The sequence below is a fragment of the Pseudomonas sp. MYb193 genome, from assembly GCF_002966775.1.
Taxonomy (GTDB): domain Bacteria; phylum Pseudomonadota; class Gammaproteobacteria; order Pseudomonadales; family Pseudomonadaceae; genus Aquipseudomonas; species Aquipseudomonas paracarnis.
Genome location: NZ_CP023269.1, coordinates 5,442,770 through 5,460,190, shown reverse-complemented (window position 1 = coordinate 5,460,190; position 17,421 = coordinate 5,442,770). Strand labels below are relative to the sequence as shown.

Here is a 17,421-nt window from a genome sequence, read left to right as displayed (position 1 = left end):
CCTCAGAACTCAGGTGTCCATGTCACCCCAACCACCCACACCCGACCTTCTTCACGATAATTCTGGCTTTCCCCGAGGTAGCTGTACTTCGCCCGTGCGTAAGACTTGTCCAGCACATTATCCACCTTCAACGACAACGACACCTCCCGGTTCAACGCCCAACTACTGCGCAGCCCCAACAAGGCATAACCGCCCAGACGGTTGCGGTTGGCTTCATCGTCGTAGCTGTTGCTGATCGCTTGCCAGCTGGCGCCGAGACCGAGTTGATCAAATTGCCGGTCCAGATCCAGGTTCACCGTTCGCCGGGCGCGACGTGCCAGGGTGTGGCCGCTGTCACGGTCACGCGGGTCGATAAGCGAAAGGCCCAGGTTGCCCTGCCAGCCAAACAGTTCCTGCTTGAGCGCCGCTTCAAAGCCGTTGATCCGCGCCGACGCTACGTTTTGCGGCTTGCCAGCGTCAAGGATAATCGCGTCGCTCAGGTCGGTGCGATACAGCGAGGCTTCCAGGCGCGTGCTGTCGCTCAGTTGGCTGCGCCATTGCAGCTCGTAGCTCTTTGATGTCTCGGGCTGCAGGTTGGGGTTGCTGTACTGGGTGTCGGGGTAATAGAGGTCGTTGAAGGTCGGCGCGCGAAAGCCTTCGCTGTAGCTCAAGAGCAGGTCATTGTCAGGGTTGACCGGTAAGGTCAGGGTGCCGCTCCAACTGTTCTGGCCGCCGAACTGCTGGTTCTGGTCGCGGCGCAGGCCCAGCTCGGTGGAAAACCACTGGCTATGGAAGCGATGCTGCACGAAAGCTGCCCGGTTCCAGCGGCTGTTCTCGGTAAAGGTGGTAGAACCGTGGAAACGGTCTTCGTACCAGTCGCCGCCCACGATCAGGCTGTTTTGCTCATCCAGGGTCAGGTCGTTCTGCCAATTGACCGAGTCGCGGTAGGTGTTGAATGCACTGTAATCATCGCTGAGGGTATCGCGCTTGGTGTCGCGGTTTTCACTGTGGCCCAGCTCCAGGCGCGACTGCCAGCTGTCATTGAGCTTGGCATCGACATAGCCGCTGGCGCTGCTCACGGTGTAGTCGGTGTAGGGTTTCTGGCCCAGGCTCTGCCCGGTGGCGCCGTCGTAGCGGCCATAACTGTTGTCGTACTCCGACTTGCCACGGTTATCCAACAGGTTGAAGCCCGCCTCCAGCTCATCGCTGAACGAATGGCTGAGGTTCAGGCTGATGGACTGGTTGCGGTAGGCATCATGGTCGCCGTCACTGGGAAACGACGTGTGGCTCGCGTTGATACCGGCGGTTTCATCCAGGCTCGCTCCCAGGTTGAAGCGCGTGTGTTCATCGCCGCCCGACAGGCCCAGGCTGCGCTCCCAGGTCTGGTTGCTGCCAAAGCCCAGTTTCAAGCGCGGCTGCAAGCCTTGCTCGGCATTGCGCCGGGTAAACACCTGAATCACCCCGCCAATCGCATCGCTGCCGTAAATCACCGAACGTGAACCGCGCAGCACTTCCACCCGTTCAATCTGATCGACGTTGAGGTATTGCAAGCCGCTGTCGCCGGAGGTGGTGTTGGCGATGCGTTGGCCGTCCACCAGCACCAGGCTCTGCGCCGACTTGGTGCCGCGAATGAAAATCCCCGGCAAACTGCCACGCCCACCGGTTGGCGCAACTTGCACGCCCGGCACGCGGCTGAGCAGGTCGGTGACGCTGGTGGGCTGAAGGCGGTCGATGTCGGCGCGGGTGAATACGGTGTTGGCGGCGCTGCTGTCATTACGCGCCTGGACTTGGCGGTTGGCGCTGATGACCACGTCGGAGAGCTTCAGGGCCTGGTCGCGGGTGTCGGCGAGCAGGTCAGCGCAGGGTAGCAGCAGCAGGGCAAGGCACAGGCGTTTCATGGGCTGTCCATCGCATTCGAAGGTCATGCAAAACCACTGTGGGAGCTGGCTTGCCTGCGATAGCGGTGTATCTGACACATTGTTAGCGAATGTGCCGCCGTCATCGCAGGCAAGCCAGCTCCCACATTTGGGGCAGATTACAGATTCAGTAGCGCCAGGCGCTCGCGAACGGACGCCTCGATACCCGCCTCATCCAACCCGCATTCAGCCAGCATCTGCGCCGGCTTGGCGTGCTCGACGTATACATCCGGCAAGCCCAGGTGCAGCACCGACTTGAGGATATTCTCCCGCGCCAGGAACTCGCTGACCGCCGCACCGGCGCCGCCCATGATGGCGTTCTCTTCGATGGTCACCAGCAGCTCATGGCCAGCGGCGATCTCGCGCACCAACGCGTCATCCAGTGGTTTGACGAACCGCATGTCGACCACGGTGGCGTCGATCTTCTCAGCGACTTTCAAGGCTTCGGCCAGTTGTACGCCAAACACCAGGAATGCAGTTTTGCTGCCTTGGCGACGCACGATGCCTTTACCGATTTCGATCGGCTCCAGGTCTTTTTCGATCACGGCGTTCGGTCCGGTGCCGCGCGGGTACCGCACAGCGGCCGGGCCGTTGTACAGGTGGCCGGTGCTGAGCATCTTGCGCAGTTCGTTCTCGTCGCTCGGAGTCATCACCAGCATGCCGGGGATGCAGCGCAGGTACGAGAGGTCGAAACTGCCGGCATGGGTCGGGCCGTCTTCGCCTACCAGGCCGGCGCGATCGATGGCGAACAGCACATCGAGGTTCTGCACCGCCACATCGTGAACCAGCTGGTCATAACCGCGTTGCAGGAAGGTGGAATAGATCGCCACCACTGGCTTGGCGCCTTCGCAGGCCATGCCGGCCGCGAAGGTCACGGCGTGTTGTTCGGCAATCGCCACGTCGAAGTAACGTAGCGGGAAACGCTCGCTGAACGCCACCAGATCGGAGCCTTCCTTCATCGCCGGGGTAACACCCACCAAGCGCGGGTCGGCGGCGGCCATGTCGCACAGCCATTCGCCAAACACCCCGGAATACTTCGGCCCGCTGGCTTTTTTCGGCGCGGCGGCGGGGGCATCGAGGGGTTCGAGCTTGGTGATCGCGTGGTAACCAATCGGATCGACTTCCGCCGGAGCGAAACCTTTGCCTTTTTTGGTGACAATATGCAGGAACTGCGGGCCCTTGAGGTCGCGCATGTTGCGCAACGTGGCGATCAGGGTGGGCAGGTCGTGGCCGTCGATAGGGCCGATATAGTTCCAGCCCAGCTCTTCGAACAGGGTGCCGGGTACCAGCATGCCCTTGGCATATTCTTCGGTGCGACGCGCGATTTCCCACGCGCCAGGCAGGCGCGACAGCACTTTCTTGCTGCCTTCGCGCATGCTGGCGTAGGTACGGCTGGAGAGGATCTTCGCCAGGTAATTGGACAGGCCACCCACGTTGCGCGAAATCGACATGTCGTTGTCGTTGAGGATCACCAACATGTTGGCGTCCACTTCCGGCGCATGGTTCAGCGCTTCGAAGGCCATGCCGGCGGTCAGCGCGCCATCACCAATCACCGCAATCGCCTTGCGCTCACTGCCTTGCAGGCGGGCGGCAATCGCCATGCCCAGCGCTGCACTGATGGACGTGCTGGAGTGGCCGACGCCAAAAGTGTCGTACTCGCTCTCGGCACGGCGCGGGAAGGCGGCCAGGCCGTCCTTCTGACGCAGGCTGGCCATGCGCTCGCGACGGCCGGTGAGGATTTTATGCGGATACGCCTGGTGGCCCACGTCCCACACCAGCCGGTCGTCCGGGGTGTCGAACACGTAATGCAAGGCGATGGTCAGCTCGATCACGCCCAGCCCGGCGCCAAAATGCCCACCGGTCTGTCCGACCGTGTAGAGCAATTCCAGGCGCAGCTCATCGGCCAGGGTTTCCAGCTCGGCTTCACCCAGTCGACGCAGGCCGTCCGGCGTGGCAGCACGGTCGAGCAGGGGCGTAGACGGGCGTTTGCGGGGAATCTCTTGAAACGTCGTGGGCATCAGGCGAATCGTTATAGGTATAGAAGAGGCGGCAGTTTACCTCAAGCCGTGCAAACTGCCCACGCAGAGGGCCTAACTTGGCCGATATGCGGCGCAAATGGCCGCGGCTGTCAGTGGCGACGTTCGACGATATACCGCGCCAGGTCACGCAGTGGCTCGGCCGCCGCGTCGAAAGGTCGCAGGGCATCCAGGGCCTGGTCGCGCAGCTCGACGGCATACGCCTTGGCGGCTTGCAGCCCCAGCAAGGCAGGATAAGTCGGCTTGTCCCGTGCGATATCGGCGCCTTGGCGTTTGCCGAGGGTGGCGGTATCACTTTCCACGTCGAGAATATCGTCCTGCACCTGGAAGGCCAGGCCGATAGCGCGTGAGTAGGTCTGCAGGGCCGCCAATTGCTCGGCGCCGGCGCGGCCACTGGCCAGGGCGCCCAACTGCACGGCCGCCTCAATCAGCGCGCCGGTCTTGTGGCGATGCATATGTTCCAGGGCTTTTTGATCCAGCTTGAGGCTGACCGATCCCATGTCGATGGCTTGCCCGCCGACCATGCCAGCCGGGCCTGCGGCGTGGGCCAGGGCGGTGACCATGCGCAGGCGTATCTCGGCGTTGACGCTGCTCAAGCGCGGGTCCAGCAATGCGCTGAACGCCAGGCTCTGCAAGCCGTCACCGGCCAGGATCGCATAGGCTTCATCAAAGGCTTTATGGGTGGTGGGCTGGCCGCGACGCAAATCGTCATCGTCCATTGCTGGCAAATCGTCATGCACCAGGGAATAGGCGTGGATCAACTCGACCGCACAGGCCGCACCATTCGCCTCGGCTGCCGGCGCCCCGAGAGCTTCGCAGGCGGCATAGGCCAGCAACGGGCGCACACGCTTGCCGCCATTCATCACGCTGTAGCGCATGGCTTCATAGAGGCGCGTCATTTCCGGGCTTGGCGCAACAAACAGAGGCTCCAGCGCGGCATTCACCCGGGCTTGGCTACTGGCCTGATATGCGCTGATCATTCCGGCTGTTCCGCATCGAAAGGTTCTTCGGCCAACTCCCCGTCACGCTCCAGCAACACCTGGACCTTCTGCTCCGCCTGCGCCAACGCGCTCTGACAGTCGCGGGTCAGGCCGATGCCTTGCTCAAACGCTGTCAACGAGTCTTCCAGCGACAACTCGCCGTTCTCCAGACGCTCGACCAGGGCTTGCAGGTCGGCGAGGGATTGTTCGAAATCGAGTGCAACTTTTTTGCGGGCCATGGCGGCAATTCCGGTAGACGGTAAACCGGCGCGACACTAGCAGACATGGGGGATTGGGGCAAATGAGTGGCGCACACACGAGGATGTGAGCCGATTGATGGGTTTATTCGGCTCACCCAATGAGCCGATTAGCGACCTTATTCGGCTCACCGAGTCTCAGCTTGCCTTCGTGGCGACCGGGCACTCCCCCTGCGCCGCTTTCAATTGGGCCTCGAAGACCAATAAACCCCGATGCATATTCTGCAATGCCACAATTTGCATGGCTAACGCTTGCTTCTTATTGGCGATGGCTTGATCAGCCTTGTCCCAAGGAAGCGCATCACCCTCGTACCCCTGCAAAATCTCCTGTAATTCCTTGAGTTTGAACCCCAGCTGTTGCGCGCACTTTATAAACATCAGCCGCTCGACACTCTGCGCGGTATAAACGCGATAACCGCCCTGACGCGCAGGTGCTGGCATCAGCCCGATCGCCTCATAGTGACGAATCGCCTTGATGGTCGTGCCGGACAACTGCGCGGCTTTGCCGATGTACATGAAAACTCCCTTTTTCAAGTAGTGCGCCGGCCTGTTTCAGCCACTTGGCCCGCTGCGTCAGCGAAGAGCCCAGCACCGGCCCCAACAGCAGCGTCTTGCCGGTCGTGATACCGCAAAGCGCCAGCGTGGTACGACGCATCTGGTGGATGGCCGGCATGCGATAAACCCAGCGGTAATACCACGGCGGCGTGTCGAGGGTCACTAACAAGTGCGCGGTTCGGCCCTTTAATAACTTGTCTGGGAATGCCTTGCCTGCGCGGTATTTGAAGGCAAAGCCGGGTAGGAAAACGCGGTCGATAAAGCCCTTCATCAGGGCCGGGACACCGCCCCACCAGACAGGGAAAACCCAGGCCAGGTGCTCGGCCCAAAGGATGTCGGACTGGGCGCTGAGCAAGTCAGGTTCCAGCACTTGAACCTGGGTGTAAGCATGATGAAGGATTGGGTCGAAGCTGAGATCACCCAGGCGCAGGACGCGGACTTCGTGGCCGGCCGTTTTCGCAGCGTGGATATAGGTGTGTGCGAGGGCGGAACAAAAGCTATCGGAGGACGGGTGGCCGAGAATGACCAGAATGCGCTGACTCATGGTGATAAGTTCTGAGAAAAGGGCATTCAGGGTAGGGGGTGCCGTATAGGGGAGAGTCAAGTGCCAGCAGGACCTTTCTGTGAGGTACGCGGGACCCTTCCTGAACTGTTCTCGAATGCTTGTGACGGTACTGTCGGCTGGCTAGCCTGCCGAAAACACCAGAGTAAAAAAGGCATGAGCGAAACTTCTATCGGGTTGATCGCGCCTCCTGAGGGCTACGGCGATTGGCTGACAGACCTCAAAGGCCGTATCCATCAGGCGCAACAGCGTGCGTCAATAGCAGTTAATCGTGAGCTGGTGCTGCTCTACTGGCAGTTGGGACACGATATTTTGACGCGTCAGCACGCTCAAGGCTGGGGTAGCAAGGTGATCGACCGCCTTGCGCAAGATCTGCGGGCGGCCTTTCCTGACATCAAGGGTTTTTCGCCGCGCAATCTGAAGTACATGCGTGCTTTTGCCGAGGCGTGGCCGGATTCGGAATTTGTGCAAGAGGTGCTTGCACAATTGCCTTGGTACCATCAAATCGCACTTCTGGACAAACTTCCCGGCCCTGAAACGCGACGTTGGTACGCCATCCAAACGATCAAGCATAGTTGGTCGCGCAACACCTTGGTGATGCACATTGAAAACCGCCTGTTGGAACGCAGTGGCAAGGCAGTGAGCAACTTCGAAAGCCATCTTCCCAAAGCGCAATCCGACCTGGCGCGCGAGTCTCTTAAGGACCCTTATCGTTTTGATTTCCTCAGCCTGGGCCAGAATGCACAAGAGCGCGAAATCGAAAACGCCCTGATCAAGCATGTCACTGACTTCTTGTTGGAGTTGGGCGCAGGTTTTGCCTTCGTTGGCCGGCAAGTGCTGCTGAATGTAGGCGGCGATGAGTTCTTCATCGACCTGTTGTTCTATCACCTGAAGCTGCGTTGCTATGTGGTGATCGAACTCAAGGCAGGCAAGTTCAAGCCCGAGCATCTGGGCAAATTGAGCTTCTATCTTGCGGCGGTGGATGCCGAGATAAAGCACCCACAGGACGGCCCGACTATCGGCCTCTTGTTGTGCAAGGGTAAAAATGAAGTGGTGGCTGAATATGCACTGCGCGATAACAACCGACCTATTGGTGTGGCGGAATATCAACTGATGGAGTCTTTGCCAGCCGAACTGCAATCGAGCTTGCCTAGCATCGAGCAAATCGAGCGAGAGTTGGCGGGGTAGGCAGGGTCTTTTCGGTGGTTGAAAAATGTAAGGAAAAATCTCACGCGTGAGCTATTGAGTACCTTGCGGATTGCCTGTAGATTTTCTCACGCGTGAGTTTTTCACAGCGAGGTCAGTACCATGAACAGCAGCTCTCCATCGAGCCCATCAACTGGGCCCGATACCGATTCAGCAAGCCTCAAGGGAGAGCGCTTGAAGCCGTCCGCAAAAAAGCCGTCGAGCTTTTACATGAAGCAGATGCGTGCGGGGCTGGCGGCGGCCGGTTATGTGAAACACGAGACTTGGGTGCTTCCCGAAAACCGAAGCCTGCTCAAGCAAATGGAGAAACAGCTACGCCAACCGATCCTGGCTGGCTCATTCATGTCGGAGAATTTCATGAGCGCAGGTACCAACTGGAATATCGATCGCCTCTTCAGTGCTTTTCAGGCGCTGGATGACGTGACGTCCAATGACATTACGCTTTCTCTCGTCCAAGGCTCCGAGTCCAGCATCAAGCTGGAGATGAACGACTTTGGTGGCTTGCCGATTTACATCGCGGTGGTGGGCGAACAAATCATCGTGGATACCGTCCTGGTCGACGCCGAGTCCATCAACGATGTCGCGAAATTCAACGACGCCGTGCTGCGCAGCCGGGAGATGTTCCCGTTGTCGTCCATCGGTATCGAGTCCATGCCGAACGGGCAGGTGGTTTACAACATGTTCGGTGCGCTCAGCTCCGACTCCAGCCTGACCAACATCGTGACCGAGGTGAAAACCCTGGTTGATAACGTGCAGCGCGCCAGCGAAGCCTTCGAACGTTTCTTCATTTAATTATTCGGGAAAATCCAATGACTCAGTCCATCTGGAGCAAATTGTTCACCGCGTTGCGTGGCGGTGCCAGCGAAGTCGGCGAATCGATCGTCGACCAACAGGCCCTGCGCATCCTCGACCAGGAAATTCGCGATGCCGACAGCGCCTTGGCCAACGCCAAGCGTGAATTGGTAAGCATCATGGCCAAGCACAAACTGGCGGCTGATCGCGTTGGCGAGTACGACGCCAAGATCAAAGACCTGGAATCCAAGGCGATGGCCGCTATCCAGGCCAACCGTGAAGACCTCGCCCTGGAAGTGGCCGAAGCCATTTCGACCCTGACCAACGAGCGGGACGTGGAGCAAAAGCAGACGACCGAGTTCGGTGGGTACGCTGAAAGCATGCGCAAAGACATCACCAAAGCCGAGAGCCGCATCAAAAGCCTGCGCCAGCAAGTGGACATGGCCAAGGCTCGCGACAGCGTGCAAAAGGCCCAGGTCAGTGCCTCCATTGCCAGCGGTGGTGCCAACGGCAAGCTGGAAACCGCCGTCGGTACGCTCAATCGCTTGCAGGCCAAGCAGCAGCAACGTGCCGCTGAGCTGCAAGCCCAGGATGAGCTGGCTGATGCGTCAACGGGCACGGACCTGGAACGCAAACTGCGCGATGCCGGCATCACGCCGAACGAAGGCAGTGCCAATGCGATTCTGGAGCGTCTGAAGCAAAAGTCGGCTGAGTAATCAACGCAGGTCAGTTAAGCCTGCAACTCTGTGGCGAGGGAGCAAGCTCCCTCGCCACAGAGTTGCAGTGCCCTTCTTTTGTATGTTGAGGTCAGGATGAACGCCTTGAAGGGTTTCAAGACAATCGCAGGCCTGGCCCTCTTCATGGTCGCGCTGCAACTGCTCAATGTGGCGACCGGTTACAGCCTCATGGCATTCGGGCTAATCCCGAGAACGATGCAGGGTCTGTTCGGCATCCTCGCATCACCGTTTTTGCACGCCTCCTTCGCCCACCTGAGCGCCAACCTGATTGCCTTTGTGATCCTGGGTTCTCTGGTCATCATCGAAGGGGTCAACCGGTTCATCGCCGTCAGCGCCATCATCATTCTGCTGGGCGGCTTGTTGGTCTGGCTGTTTGGTTTTTCAGGCGTACACGTCGGCGCCAGCGGCTGGGTGTTCGGGCTATGGGCCTATCTGCTGTCTCGCGCCTGGTTCCACAGAAGCTGGGGCAACCTGCTAACAGCCGCTGTTGTGGCTTTGCTGTATGGCGGACTGGTCGTGGGCTTCCTTCCGCGGCAGGGCGTTTCCTTCGAAGGGCATCTGTTTGGTGCGCTCGCCGGATTTATTGCAGCCAAGGTACTTCTATCCACGCCGCGCAGCGGGTTTAATGCCGGGTGAACGCACTTGAGCATCCAGACGCCGAGGCGATGCTGTCGTCAGGATTCAAGTACCCAGGGAGCCAGGGGCCAAATGTCGATTTTCCTACTGTTACGCATGTACGCCTCGTCCCTCTTTCACCGCTTCGGTTGGGCAGGACTGATCGTTGCCTTGGGTGTCCACCTGAGCGCGGCTTACCTGGGCCTGGTGTTGCTGGGCGAACAACACCTCACTGCTCCCGCCACGTTTATCTACTTCTATCTCACCACCACACTCACCGTCGGCTATGGCGACCTCGCGCCGCAGACCTCGGCGGGACGAATTTTCGTGGCGGCCTGGGTCATGCTCGGGGGCATTGCGCTGCTCACGGCCGCCATCGGCAAAACCACCAGCAGTGTTATCGATGCATGGAGAAAAGGCATGAAGGGCAAAGGTGATTTCACCGGCAAGGTCGGCCATACCGTGCTGATCGGCTGGGAGGGCGCGTCCAGCGAGCGGGTGATTGAGTTGTTGCTGCAAGACGAAACCTCGAACGACAACCTGATCGTGATCTGCGATTGCAGCCTTGAAGAAAACCCGATGCCGGGCAAAGCAGCGTTCATCCGCGGCGAAAGCCTGTCTTCCACCGCACTGTTGCTGCGTGCCGGTGTGCCCGGTGCCGAGCGTGTGCTGGTGCGAACCCCGTCTGATGACCTGACGCTGGCCACCGTGCTGGCGGTGAATCAACTGAGCCCCGTCGGGCATGTGGTCGCCCACTTCAACGAAAGTGAAATCGCTGCACTGGCCAGCTCCTACGCCCCGCGCCTGGAATGCACGTCCAGCATGGCGATCGAAATGCTGGTGCGCGCCTCCCAGGATCCGGGGTCGTCGGTGGTCATCAATGAGTTGCTGTGCGTGGGGCAGGGCGCCACCCAGTACCTGATGAAATTGCCCGATGCCTTTGAGGCAACGTTCGGCGAGCTGTACACGCAGATGAAGGAGCGCCACAACGCCACCCTCATCGGCTATCGCGCCAAAGGCGTTCAGCAGCCGTCGATCAACCCGCCCAGTGCCACACAGGTCAAAGGCGGCGAACTCTTCTACATCGCTTCCACTCGCCTTAAGGAAATCTCCCATGGGATGGCTTAAACAGTTGATGGGGCTTGAGGCCCCCAAAGCCACTACCGACTCGAGCCGAACCGCCAGCCCAAGCCTGCCTGCTACCGGTCCTTTGGGCCTGGCGCCGGGCAAGGGCGTGATGTTCGACACCACCCTGAAATTGCTGCTCGATGAAAAAACCAACGTGGTGATCCCCGGCTCCCAGGAAATCTGGAGCAATGGCACCATCGATCTTGGCCAGTCCACCTGGCTGTCGCGTTATTACATGAACGACGAAGATTATTGGTTGCAGGTGCACACCACCGGCCAGATAGCGGGCCAGGTCGAGTCAGTGATTCTGTTCAACTACCTCAGCTACGTCACCATCAGCAGCGAAGCGGAACTGCGCAGGCTGGCGGGCCCACAGAGCCTGATCGGGCTGCCGACCTACACCCACGACGGCGTCGAGTACTTCCGGGAGTGGGGCAGCGAGGACGGCCAGACCGAATTGGTGGCGATGAGCGAACAGGTCACCAGCCCAGAAGCCACCTACAGCGTCGAGCACCGTTCGATGCTATACGCCCGCGACACCGGCCTGACCGACCGTCGAGAGTTCCTGCTGTTCTCCGTCGAAGAAGATGCCGAAGGCACCATCAGCCTGAGCACATCCCTGGGCATTTCGCTGTACACCACCGACCTGACTACGCTCTAAAAAAGGAAGCCGTCCATGCTAGAAGCACTCTCCATCTCCCTCAACAAAGCTGCGGTGCTCGGCTTTGTCCTCTACATCCTGGGGGCTGCGGTACTGTTCGCGCTGTTCCAGTTCATCTACACCCGCATCACCCCGCACAAGGAGTTCGAACTGATCCGTGCGGGCAACACCTCCGCAGCGGTCGCCCTGGGCGGTGCCATCGTCGGTTTCGCCATTCCGGCCAGCAACGTGATTGCCTACTCGATCAACGTTCTCGACTTCATCGTCTGGGCCGTGATCGCCGCCGTCGTCCAGCTGCTGGCGTTCCTGCTGACCAGCCTGGTGCTCAAAGGCACGTCCGAGCGCATCAAGAAGGGCGAACTGGCAGCCGGTATCTACGTGGCCGCGGTGGCCATCAGCGTCGGCATGCTGAATGCCGCGTGCATGACGCCCACCTCGAACTGATTGCGCACGGAGCTCCCGATGAAACGAAGCAAGTACGTCCAGCTGTCGCTGGCTGCGTCGGTCGCCATGGCGATATCCGGCTGCGGCCCAACGGAAAAAACCTACGACCTGCAAAAGAAGTACAACTTCCAGTCGGTACAGCAATGCGCCGATGAAAAGCTTCCGGTGGACGTCTGCTCGGACGCCTACATGACGGCCATGGCCGAGCATCGCCGCATTGCGCCGGTGTATGACAGCCAGGCCGATTGCGACGCTGACTTTGTCGCTGATTGGTGCCAGCAAGACTCCACCGGCAAATTCATCCCGCGCTTGGGCGGTTTCGAACTGACCGCCGAAGGCCAGGTGACCCAATCCCAGGTCGACGCTGCCAATGCGCAAGCGGCCAACGCTCAGGCCAGCGGCGGCGGCTCAGGCTTCTCCACCAGCAGCCTGCTGACCGGCTTGCTGATCGGCAACATGCTGAGCAACAACCGCAACAGCTACCGTTCGGAACCGGTGTACCGCTATCGCGATGATCGTGGCAACTATGGCAACTCGACGCTCAACCAACGCGTCTCCAATGGCGCGACCTTTGGCCGCTCCAACCAGGCCCGGTACGGCAGCAGCAATTACACCAACACGCTGCGCTCTTCACCTAAGTCGAGCTCGGTTTCATCGGCCACCTCCCGCGGCGGCTTCGGCAGCAAAGCCAGCGCACGCAGCGGCTGGGGCGGCGGGTCGAGCAGCTAAGGACACCGGCCATGAAGAAGATCCAATGCGCAGAGCGTCATGACTGGAAACACACAGCCGAGAGTCTTGGCTTCCTGTTCCATACCATCGACGACGAACCTTACTGGGACGAAAGCGCGTACTACCAGTTCACGCTCAAGCAAATCGAGCGCGACCTCGAAGACCCGACCACCGAGCTCCATGACATGTGCATGGACCTCGTCGCCCGCGTGGTCCACAGCGAAGAACTGCTTGAACGCCTGAGCATCCCCGCGCCTTTCTACGACATGATCCGAACCTCATGGCTCGAAGGTCACCCGCACCTGTACGGGCGCATGGACTTCTCCTACAACGGCAGCGGGCCCGCCAAGTTGCTGGAGCTCAACTACGACACCCCCACCAGCCTCTACGAAGCAGCCGCGTTTCAGTGGGGCTGGCTGGAACAATGCATCGAACGCGGCCTGCTGCCCAAGCACGCCGACCAGTTCAATAGCATCGACACCAAACTGCACCAGGCCTTCGCCCAACTGCAGGTCAGCCAGCCGTTCTACTTCGCCTCGATGAAAGACTCCATCGAAGACAAAGGCACCACCGACTACCTGCGTCTGGTTGCCGAAAAAGTCGGCATCGAATCGCGCCACATCGACGTCGAAGACATCGGCCTGACCAGCGAAGGCCGCTTCGTCGACCTTGAAGATCGCTGGATCCCCCACCTGTTCAAACTGCACGCCTGGGAGTTCATCTTCCACGAGCCCTTTGGTGCCGCGATTGCCCAGAGCGACACGCAGTTCTTCGAACCCGCGTGGAAATCCGTCCTCTCCAACAAAGGCATCCTGCCGCTGCTGTGGGAATTCAACCAAGGCCACCCCAACCTGCTCGCGTCCCACCTGGACACCGACCCAGGCAAGGCCGTGCCAAAAGGCTGGGTGCGCAAGCCGTTCTTCTCCCGGGAAGGCGCCAACATCGAACTACAAACCGCCGACGGCCTGATCGTAAAAGAAGACGGCCCCTACACGGATGCGCCATTCATCCTTCAGGAGTTCGCACCGCTGCCAAAATTTGGGGACAGCTACACGCTGATCGGCTCTTGGGTAATTGGCGACCAGGCGGCGGGGATTGGGGTGCGAGAGGACAATAGCTTGATCACCAAGGACTCAAGCCGGTTTCTGCCGCACTTGATCCTGGATTAAGGAAGTTGATCGTTCCCACGCTCCGCGTGGTAATGCATCCAGTGACGCTCCGCGTCACCCACGCGCATCTCAATCTACGCCCATAAAAAAGCCTGCCTTTTCAGGCAGGCTCAATACGGAGCATGGCAGTCTTAGCTCTGGCGAGCAGACAGGGCCGAGTAGCTGTTCATCAAATTGCGATAGTTAGGAATCCGCTGGGACAACAAATTCCCCAGCCCTTCGATATCGTTGCGCCAGTCGCGGTGCAGCTCACACGCCACCGAGAACCAGTTCATCAACTGCGCACCGGCCTGCGTCATCCGGCTCCACGCGGCCTGCTGCACCGTGGTGTTGAACGTGCCCGACGCATCCGTCACCACAAACACCTCAAACCCTTCCGCCAGCGCCGACAACGTCGGGAACGCCACACACACATCCGTCACCACACCGGCAATGATGATCTGCTTACGCCCGGTGGCCTTGATCGCCTTGACGAAATCCTCGTTGTCCCAGGCGTTGATCTGACCAGGGCGAGCGATATACGGCGCGTCCGGGAAGATCTCCTTCAACTCCGGCACCAGCGGGCCGTTAGGGCCTTGCTCGAAACTGGTAGTGAGGATGGTCGGCAAGTTGAAGAACTTGGCCAGGTCAGCCAGGGCCAGCACGTTGTTCTTGAACTCGTTGGGCGAGAAGTCCTGCACCAGGGAGATCAGGCCGGTCTGATGGTCGACCAGCAGAACAATGGCGTCGTCTTTGTTCAAGCGGTTGTAGGTTGCAGTGCTCATGGTTGAATCCTTTTTTTGTTTAGGTTGGTTGGGCGTTGCGTTCAACATGGGCACAGATTAATGGGTGGGTGACGGGGGATAAATCGGGTGGGAGGAGTCTTACTGTCAACTTAAGGTGGACAATGGTTAAGGCGCGATTTCAGGCCTCAGGTCGCTGCGCAGAACAGGAATGAATTGTCTGCCTCAATGACATTGATTGAAGGGTGGGCCAGCAGCTGTTGGGTAATTGGAACTGTGTTTTACGGGCATTAAAAAGCCGGCTTGTGGCCGGCTTCTCGGGGACTGCCTCAGCTTGTTTTTGACAAACCTCACCAGCCTTCAAATCGCTCAGCCCACATTGCGTCAGGCTGAATAGTAGGGGCATCCGCGGGAACTCCTCCGCTTCGCCAGCAGGGTGTCAGCTAGAAGCGACCCCTGCCAAATGTGCGGCGCATGATACCCACATTCACCTCAGTTGCCCACCTCCGGTTCCGATTTAGAGCCTTCCCAGCCCAGCAGGTGTTCATCCAGCGGCACCGGTGGGCGGCGGTTGTTTAGGGTGGACCACCAGAATACCCAGCCGACGATCTTGAAGCTTTGTTCGAAGCGCTCCTCATGGTTGAGGTATTCGTCCGGGTGTTCGCTGGCGTTGTGGCTGCGCATGCGCAGGCCGCCGCCAGGACGGTTGTAGAGGTATTTGATGCGCAGCATGCCGTCGTGTTCGACGGCGTAGATTTCACCGTCGATGATTTGGGTGCGGCCTCGGTCGATGGCGAGGGTGGCGCCTTGTTGGATGATGTCGATCATGCTGTTGTCGACCATGTAGGCGCCTATCGCGCGGTCGGGGTTGACGTTGAGGGTTTCCAGATTGTGCAGGGAGACGCGGATGCGTTCGGTTGAGGTGAAGGTGGGGTGGAGAGGAATCTCCACGTCGGTTTTTTCCGGGCGGCAGGCGGGGCCTGTGAGGTATTTGCCTGTGTCTTCGCGGGTAGTTGCAATCCTTGCGATGGGGCCTTCCAACAGGTAGTTGGCAGGCGGGTGCTTGGGGCCTTTACCGTCGCTTAACCAGCGACTAGAGACGCACAGCAATTCTGCGATCTCGTTGAGTCGGCCCATGGGGACGCCGCGTTTGAACCAGTTGTTCACGTGCTGAGGCGTGACGCCGCGGTTCTTGGCGAAGTCGGAGGCGGAAAGATGAACTTCCCGTAGTAGTGCTTTTAAACGATCACCTGATGTATTCATAAACGCAGAGTTTACTGGCCGGAAAGTCCCATCAAATAAACCATGCGTTGATTTGCAGTTGTAGGATCTAGCTTAGTTATGGCTCGATCTTTCATATGTGCAACTTGGTTAAACGCTGCAACTAAACATTGAACTTAATGTTTAGTCTCGCCCATAAAAAAGCCCCGAATTAACGGGGCTTTTTATTTGCCGTGGCAATGAGGCGCGGGTATCAGCCTTTGTAGGCGGCAACCGACTTCATGATCTCGGCGCGGGCGGCGTCTGCGTTGCCCCAACCGTCGATCTTCACCCATTTGCCTTTTTCGAGGTCTTTGTAGTTCTCGAAGAAGTGCTTGATCTGTTCCAGCAGCAGTGGCGGCAGGTCGGTGTATTCCTTCACGTCCACATACAGCTGGGACAGCTTGTCGTGTGGCACTGCGATGACTTTGGCATCGCCGCCGCCGTCGTCGGTCATGTTCAGGATGCCGACTGGACGGGCGCGGATAACCGAGCCTGGGGTGACCGGGTAAGGGGTCACGACCAGCACGTCGAGGGGGTCACCGTCGTCAGCCAGGGTGTTGGGGATGAAACCGTAGTTGGCCGGGTAGAACATCGGGGTGGCCATGAAACGGTCAACGAACAGGCAGTCGCTGTCTTTGTCGATTTCGTATTTGATCGGCGCGTGGTTGGCCGGAATTTCGATGGCGACGTAGATGTCGTTCGGCAGGTCTTTGCCAGCCGGAATCTTGCTGTAGCTCATTGGGCGTTGCCCCCGTTAGTTGGCCATATGACATGGCCGGATTGGCCTAAAAGTGGCGGCGATTATAGGCATATTCTGACGCCGATGCCATGCGCCAAGCGTCGTACGGTCATTCGCCCTGTGGCGAGTAGCGCGGGTCGCTGGCTTGCAGTTGAATCAGGCGGGCCAGGGGATCCTGGCGATAAAAGCGGCTGAGTTGGGCGTACACCTCTGGATAACTATTGACCAGTAAATCCGGGGCGCTGAAGAAATATTCACTGGTGACGGCAAAGAATTCCGCCGGGTTTTCCGCAGCGTAAGGGTCTATCTCGGTCTCGGCGTCTGGGTTGGCGTCCAACTGGCGGTTGAGGTCATCGAAGGCGCCTTGCATGACGCAGGCCCAGTCCTGCACGCGCATGTCATGGTGCAGAGGTGGCAGGCCGTTGGCGTCGCCGTTGAGCATGTCCAGCTTGTGCGCCAGTTCGTGGATGACCAGGTTGTAGCCTTCCCATTGGCCGCTGGCGAGCACACCAGGCCAGGCGAGGATCACCGGGCCTTGTTGCCAGGCTTCGCCGCTGTGTTCGCCGTCCCATTCGTGCTCCACGCCACTGGCATCGCGATGGCGTTGCGGGCTGAGGAAGTCGTCGGGGTACAGCACGATCTCATGGAAGCCCTGGTACCAGTCGAGGTCGCCCAGGTTCATCAGCGGCAATTGCGCCTGCGCGGCGAGCAGCAGGCGTTGTTCCTGGTGCAGTTCGACGCCGGGCAGGGCGGTGAGGTGTTTTTCGCTGAGGAACACCACGCAGGCTTCGCGCAGCCACTGGTCTTGCTCCGGCGTGATGCCGTCGAGGAAGGTCAGGTGGTGGCGCACCCGTTGCCAGGTGTCATCGGCAATCGGGTGCTTGGCCAGCAGGCGCCGGCGACGCCAGGCGCTGAGGGACCACACGGGGGG

At 59.5% G+C, this 17,421-nt stretch carries 19 protein-coding genes; 9 read left to right on the top strand and 10 right to left on the bottom strand.

Annotated features, from left to right (window positions below; translation table 11 throughout):
• Positions 1-2: 2 nt before the first annotated feature.
• The 6 genes from CLM72_RS24985 to CLM72_RS24960 all read right to left on the bottom strand — a co-directional run bounded on the left by CLM72_RS24985 (position 3) and on the right by CLM72_RS24960 (position 6,267).
• Positions 3-1,877 (bottom strand): TonB-dependent receptor domain-containing protein, encoded by a 1,875-nt coding sequence (locus CLM72_RS24985; RefSeq protein WP_105228706.1) that lies wholly within the window; start codon positions 1,875-1,877, stop codon positions 3-5.
• A 137-nt stretch (positions 1,878-2,014) separates the two neighbouring features.
• Positions 2,015-3,913, bottom strand: coding sequence for a 1-deoxy-D-xylulose-5-phosphate synthase (gene dxs / locus CLM72_RS24980; protein WP_105228705.1), 1,899 nt, complete (start codon positions 3,911-3,913; stop codon positions 2,015-2,017).
• 110 nt (positions 3,914-4,023) lie between these two features.
• Positions 4,024-4,911 carry a (2E,6E)-farnesyl diphosphate synthase gene (gene ispA, locus CLM72_RS24975; RefSeq protein ID WP_034126861.1) on the bottom strand — a complete coding sequence of 296 codons (888 nt, stop codon included), beginning with the start codon at positions 4,909-4,911 and terminating at the stop codon, positions 4,024-4,026.
• Positions 4,908-5,150 carry an exodeoxyribonuclease VII small subunit gene (locus tag CLM72_RS24970; protein WP_003194556.1) on the bottom strand — a complete coding sequence of 81 codons (243 nt, stop codon included), beginning with the start codon at positions 5,148-5,150 and terminating at the stop codon, positions 4,908-4,910. Before CLM72_RS24970 ends, ispA begins: the two co-directional genes overlap by 4 nt.
• Before the next feature lie 156 nt (positions 5,151-5,306).
• Positions 5,307-5,684, bottom strand: a complete 378-nt coding sequence (locus CLM72_RS24965) for a MerR family transcriptional regulator (protein ID WP_105228703.1) — start codon at positions 5,682-5,684, stop codon at positions 5,307-5,309.
• On the bottom strand, positions 5,623-6,267 hold the full coding sequence (locus CLM72_RS24960; RefSeq protein ID WP_105228701.1) for an NAD(P)H-dependent oxidoreductase: 645 nt from the start codon (positions 6,265-6,267) through the stop codon (positions 5,623-5,625). The genes CLM72_RS24965 and CLM72_RS24960 overlap by 62 nt, the downstream gene beginning before the upstream one ends.
• Positions 6,268-6,441: 174 nt before the next feature.
• Here CLM72_RS24960 and CLM72_RS24955 point away from each other — a divergent pair, with 174 nt between their 5' ends.
• The 9 genes from CLM72_RS24955 (at position 6,442) to CLM72_RS24915 (ending at position 13,766) form a co-directional block, all read left to right on the top strand.
• Complete coding sequence (locus tag CLM72_RS24955; RefSeq protein WP_105228699.1) at positions 6,442-7,473, top strand: YhcG family protein; 1,032 nt, start codon at positions 6,442-6,444, stop codon at positions 7,471-7,473.
• Positions 7,474-7,701: 228 nt separating this feature from the next.
• Complete coding sequence (locus CLM72_RS24950) at positions 7,702-8,283, top strand: YjfI family protein (protein WP_105228697.1); 582 nt, start codon at positions 7,702-7,704, stop codon at positions 8,281-8,283.
• A gap of 17 nt (positions 8,284-8,300) precedes the next feature.
• Positions 8,301-8,999, top strand: coding sequence for a PspA/IM30 family protein (locus tag CLM72_RS24945; RefSeq protein ID WP_057975573.1), 699 nt, complete (start codon positions 8,301-8,303; stop codon positions 8,997-8,999).
• Positions 9,000-9,095: 96 nt separating this feature from the next.
• Complete coding sequence (locus CLM72_RS24940; protein WP_105228695.1) at positions 9,096-9,656, top strand: rhomboid family intramembrane serine protease; 561 nt, start codon at positions 9,096-9,098, stop codon at positions 9,654-9,656.
• Between the two features lie 72 nt (positions 9,657-9,728).
• A complete protein-coding gene (locus tag CLM72_RS24935; RefSeq protein WP_105228693.1) occupies positions 9,729-10,763 on the top strand; it encodes an ion channel in 1,035 nt (344 codons plus the stop codon).
• Entirely contained in the window at positions 10,750-11,424 is a 675-nt protein-coding gene (locus CLM72_RS24930) for a DUF2491 family protein (protein WP_054918144.1), read from the top strand. Before CLM72_RS24935 ends, CLM72_RS24930 begins: the two co-directional genes overlap by 14 nt.
• Positions 11,425-11,439: 15 nt before the next feature.
• Positions 11,440-11,868: a DUF350 domain-containing protein gene (locus tag CLM72_RS24925; RefSeq protein ID WP_003194539.1), complete on the top strand. Its 429-nt coding sequence runs from the start codon at positions 11,440-11,442 to the stop codon at positions 11,866-11,868.
• 18 nt (positions 11,869-11,886) lie between these two features.
• Entirely contained in the window at positions 11,887-12,597 is a 711-nt protein-coding gene (locus CLM72_RS24920; protein ID WP_034126869.1) for a DUF1190 domain-containing protein, read from the top strand.
• Between the two features lie 11 nt (positions 12,598-12,608).
• A complete protein-coding gene (locus CLM72_RS24915; RefSeq protein ID WP_105228691.1) occupies positions 12,609-13,766 on the top strand; it encodes a glutathionylspermidine synthase family protein in 1,158 nt (385 codons plus the stop codon).
• A gap of 131 nt (positions 13,767-13,897) precedes the next feature.
• Here the strand turns inward: CLM72_RS24915 and ycaC are convergent, their stop codons facing one another.
• From ycaC to CLM72_RS24890, 4 genes are all read right to left on the bottom strand, one after another.
• Entirely contained in the window at positions 13,898-14,530 is a 633-nt protein-coding gene (ycaC, locus tag CLM72_RS24910) for an isochorismate family cysteine hydrolase YcaC (RefSeq protein ID WP_105228689.1), read from the bottom strand.
• A gap of 450 nt (positions 14,531-14,980) precedes the next feature.
• A complete protein-coding gene (locus tag CLM72_RS24900) occupies positions 14,981-15,751 on the bottom strand; it encodes a S24 family peptidase (RefSeq protein WP_034126892.1) in 771 nt (256 codons plus the stop codon).
• Between the two features lie 211 nt (positions 15,752-15,962).
• Positions 15,963-16,490, bottom strand: coding sequence for an inorganic diphosphatase (ppa, locus tag CLM72_RS24895; RefSeq protein WP_003176323.1), 528 nt, complete (start codon positions 16,488-16,490; stop codon positions 15,963-15,965).
• Between the two features lie 109 nt (positions 16,491-16,599).
• The gene (locus CLM72_RS24890) at positions 16,600-17,415 is read right to left on the bottom strand and encodes a zinc-dependent peptidase (protein WP_105228687.1); all 816 of its coding nucleotides are present in this window, start codon (positions 17,413-17,415) and stop codon (positions 16,600-16,602) included.
• Positions 17,416-17,421 lie beyond the last annotated feature (6 nt).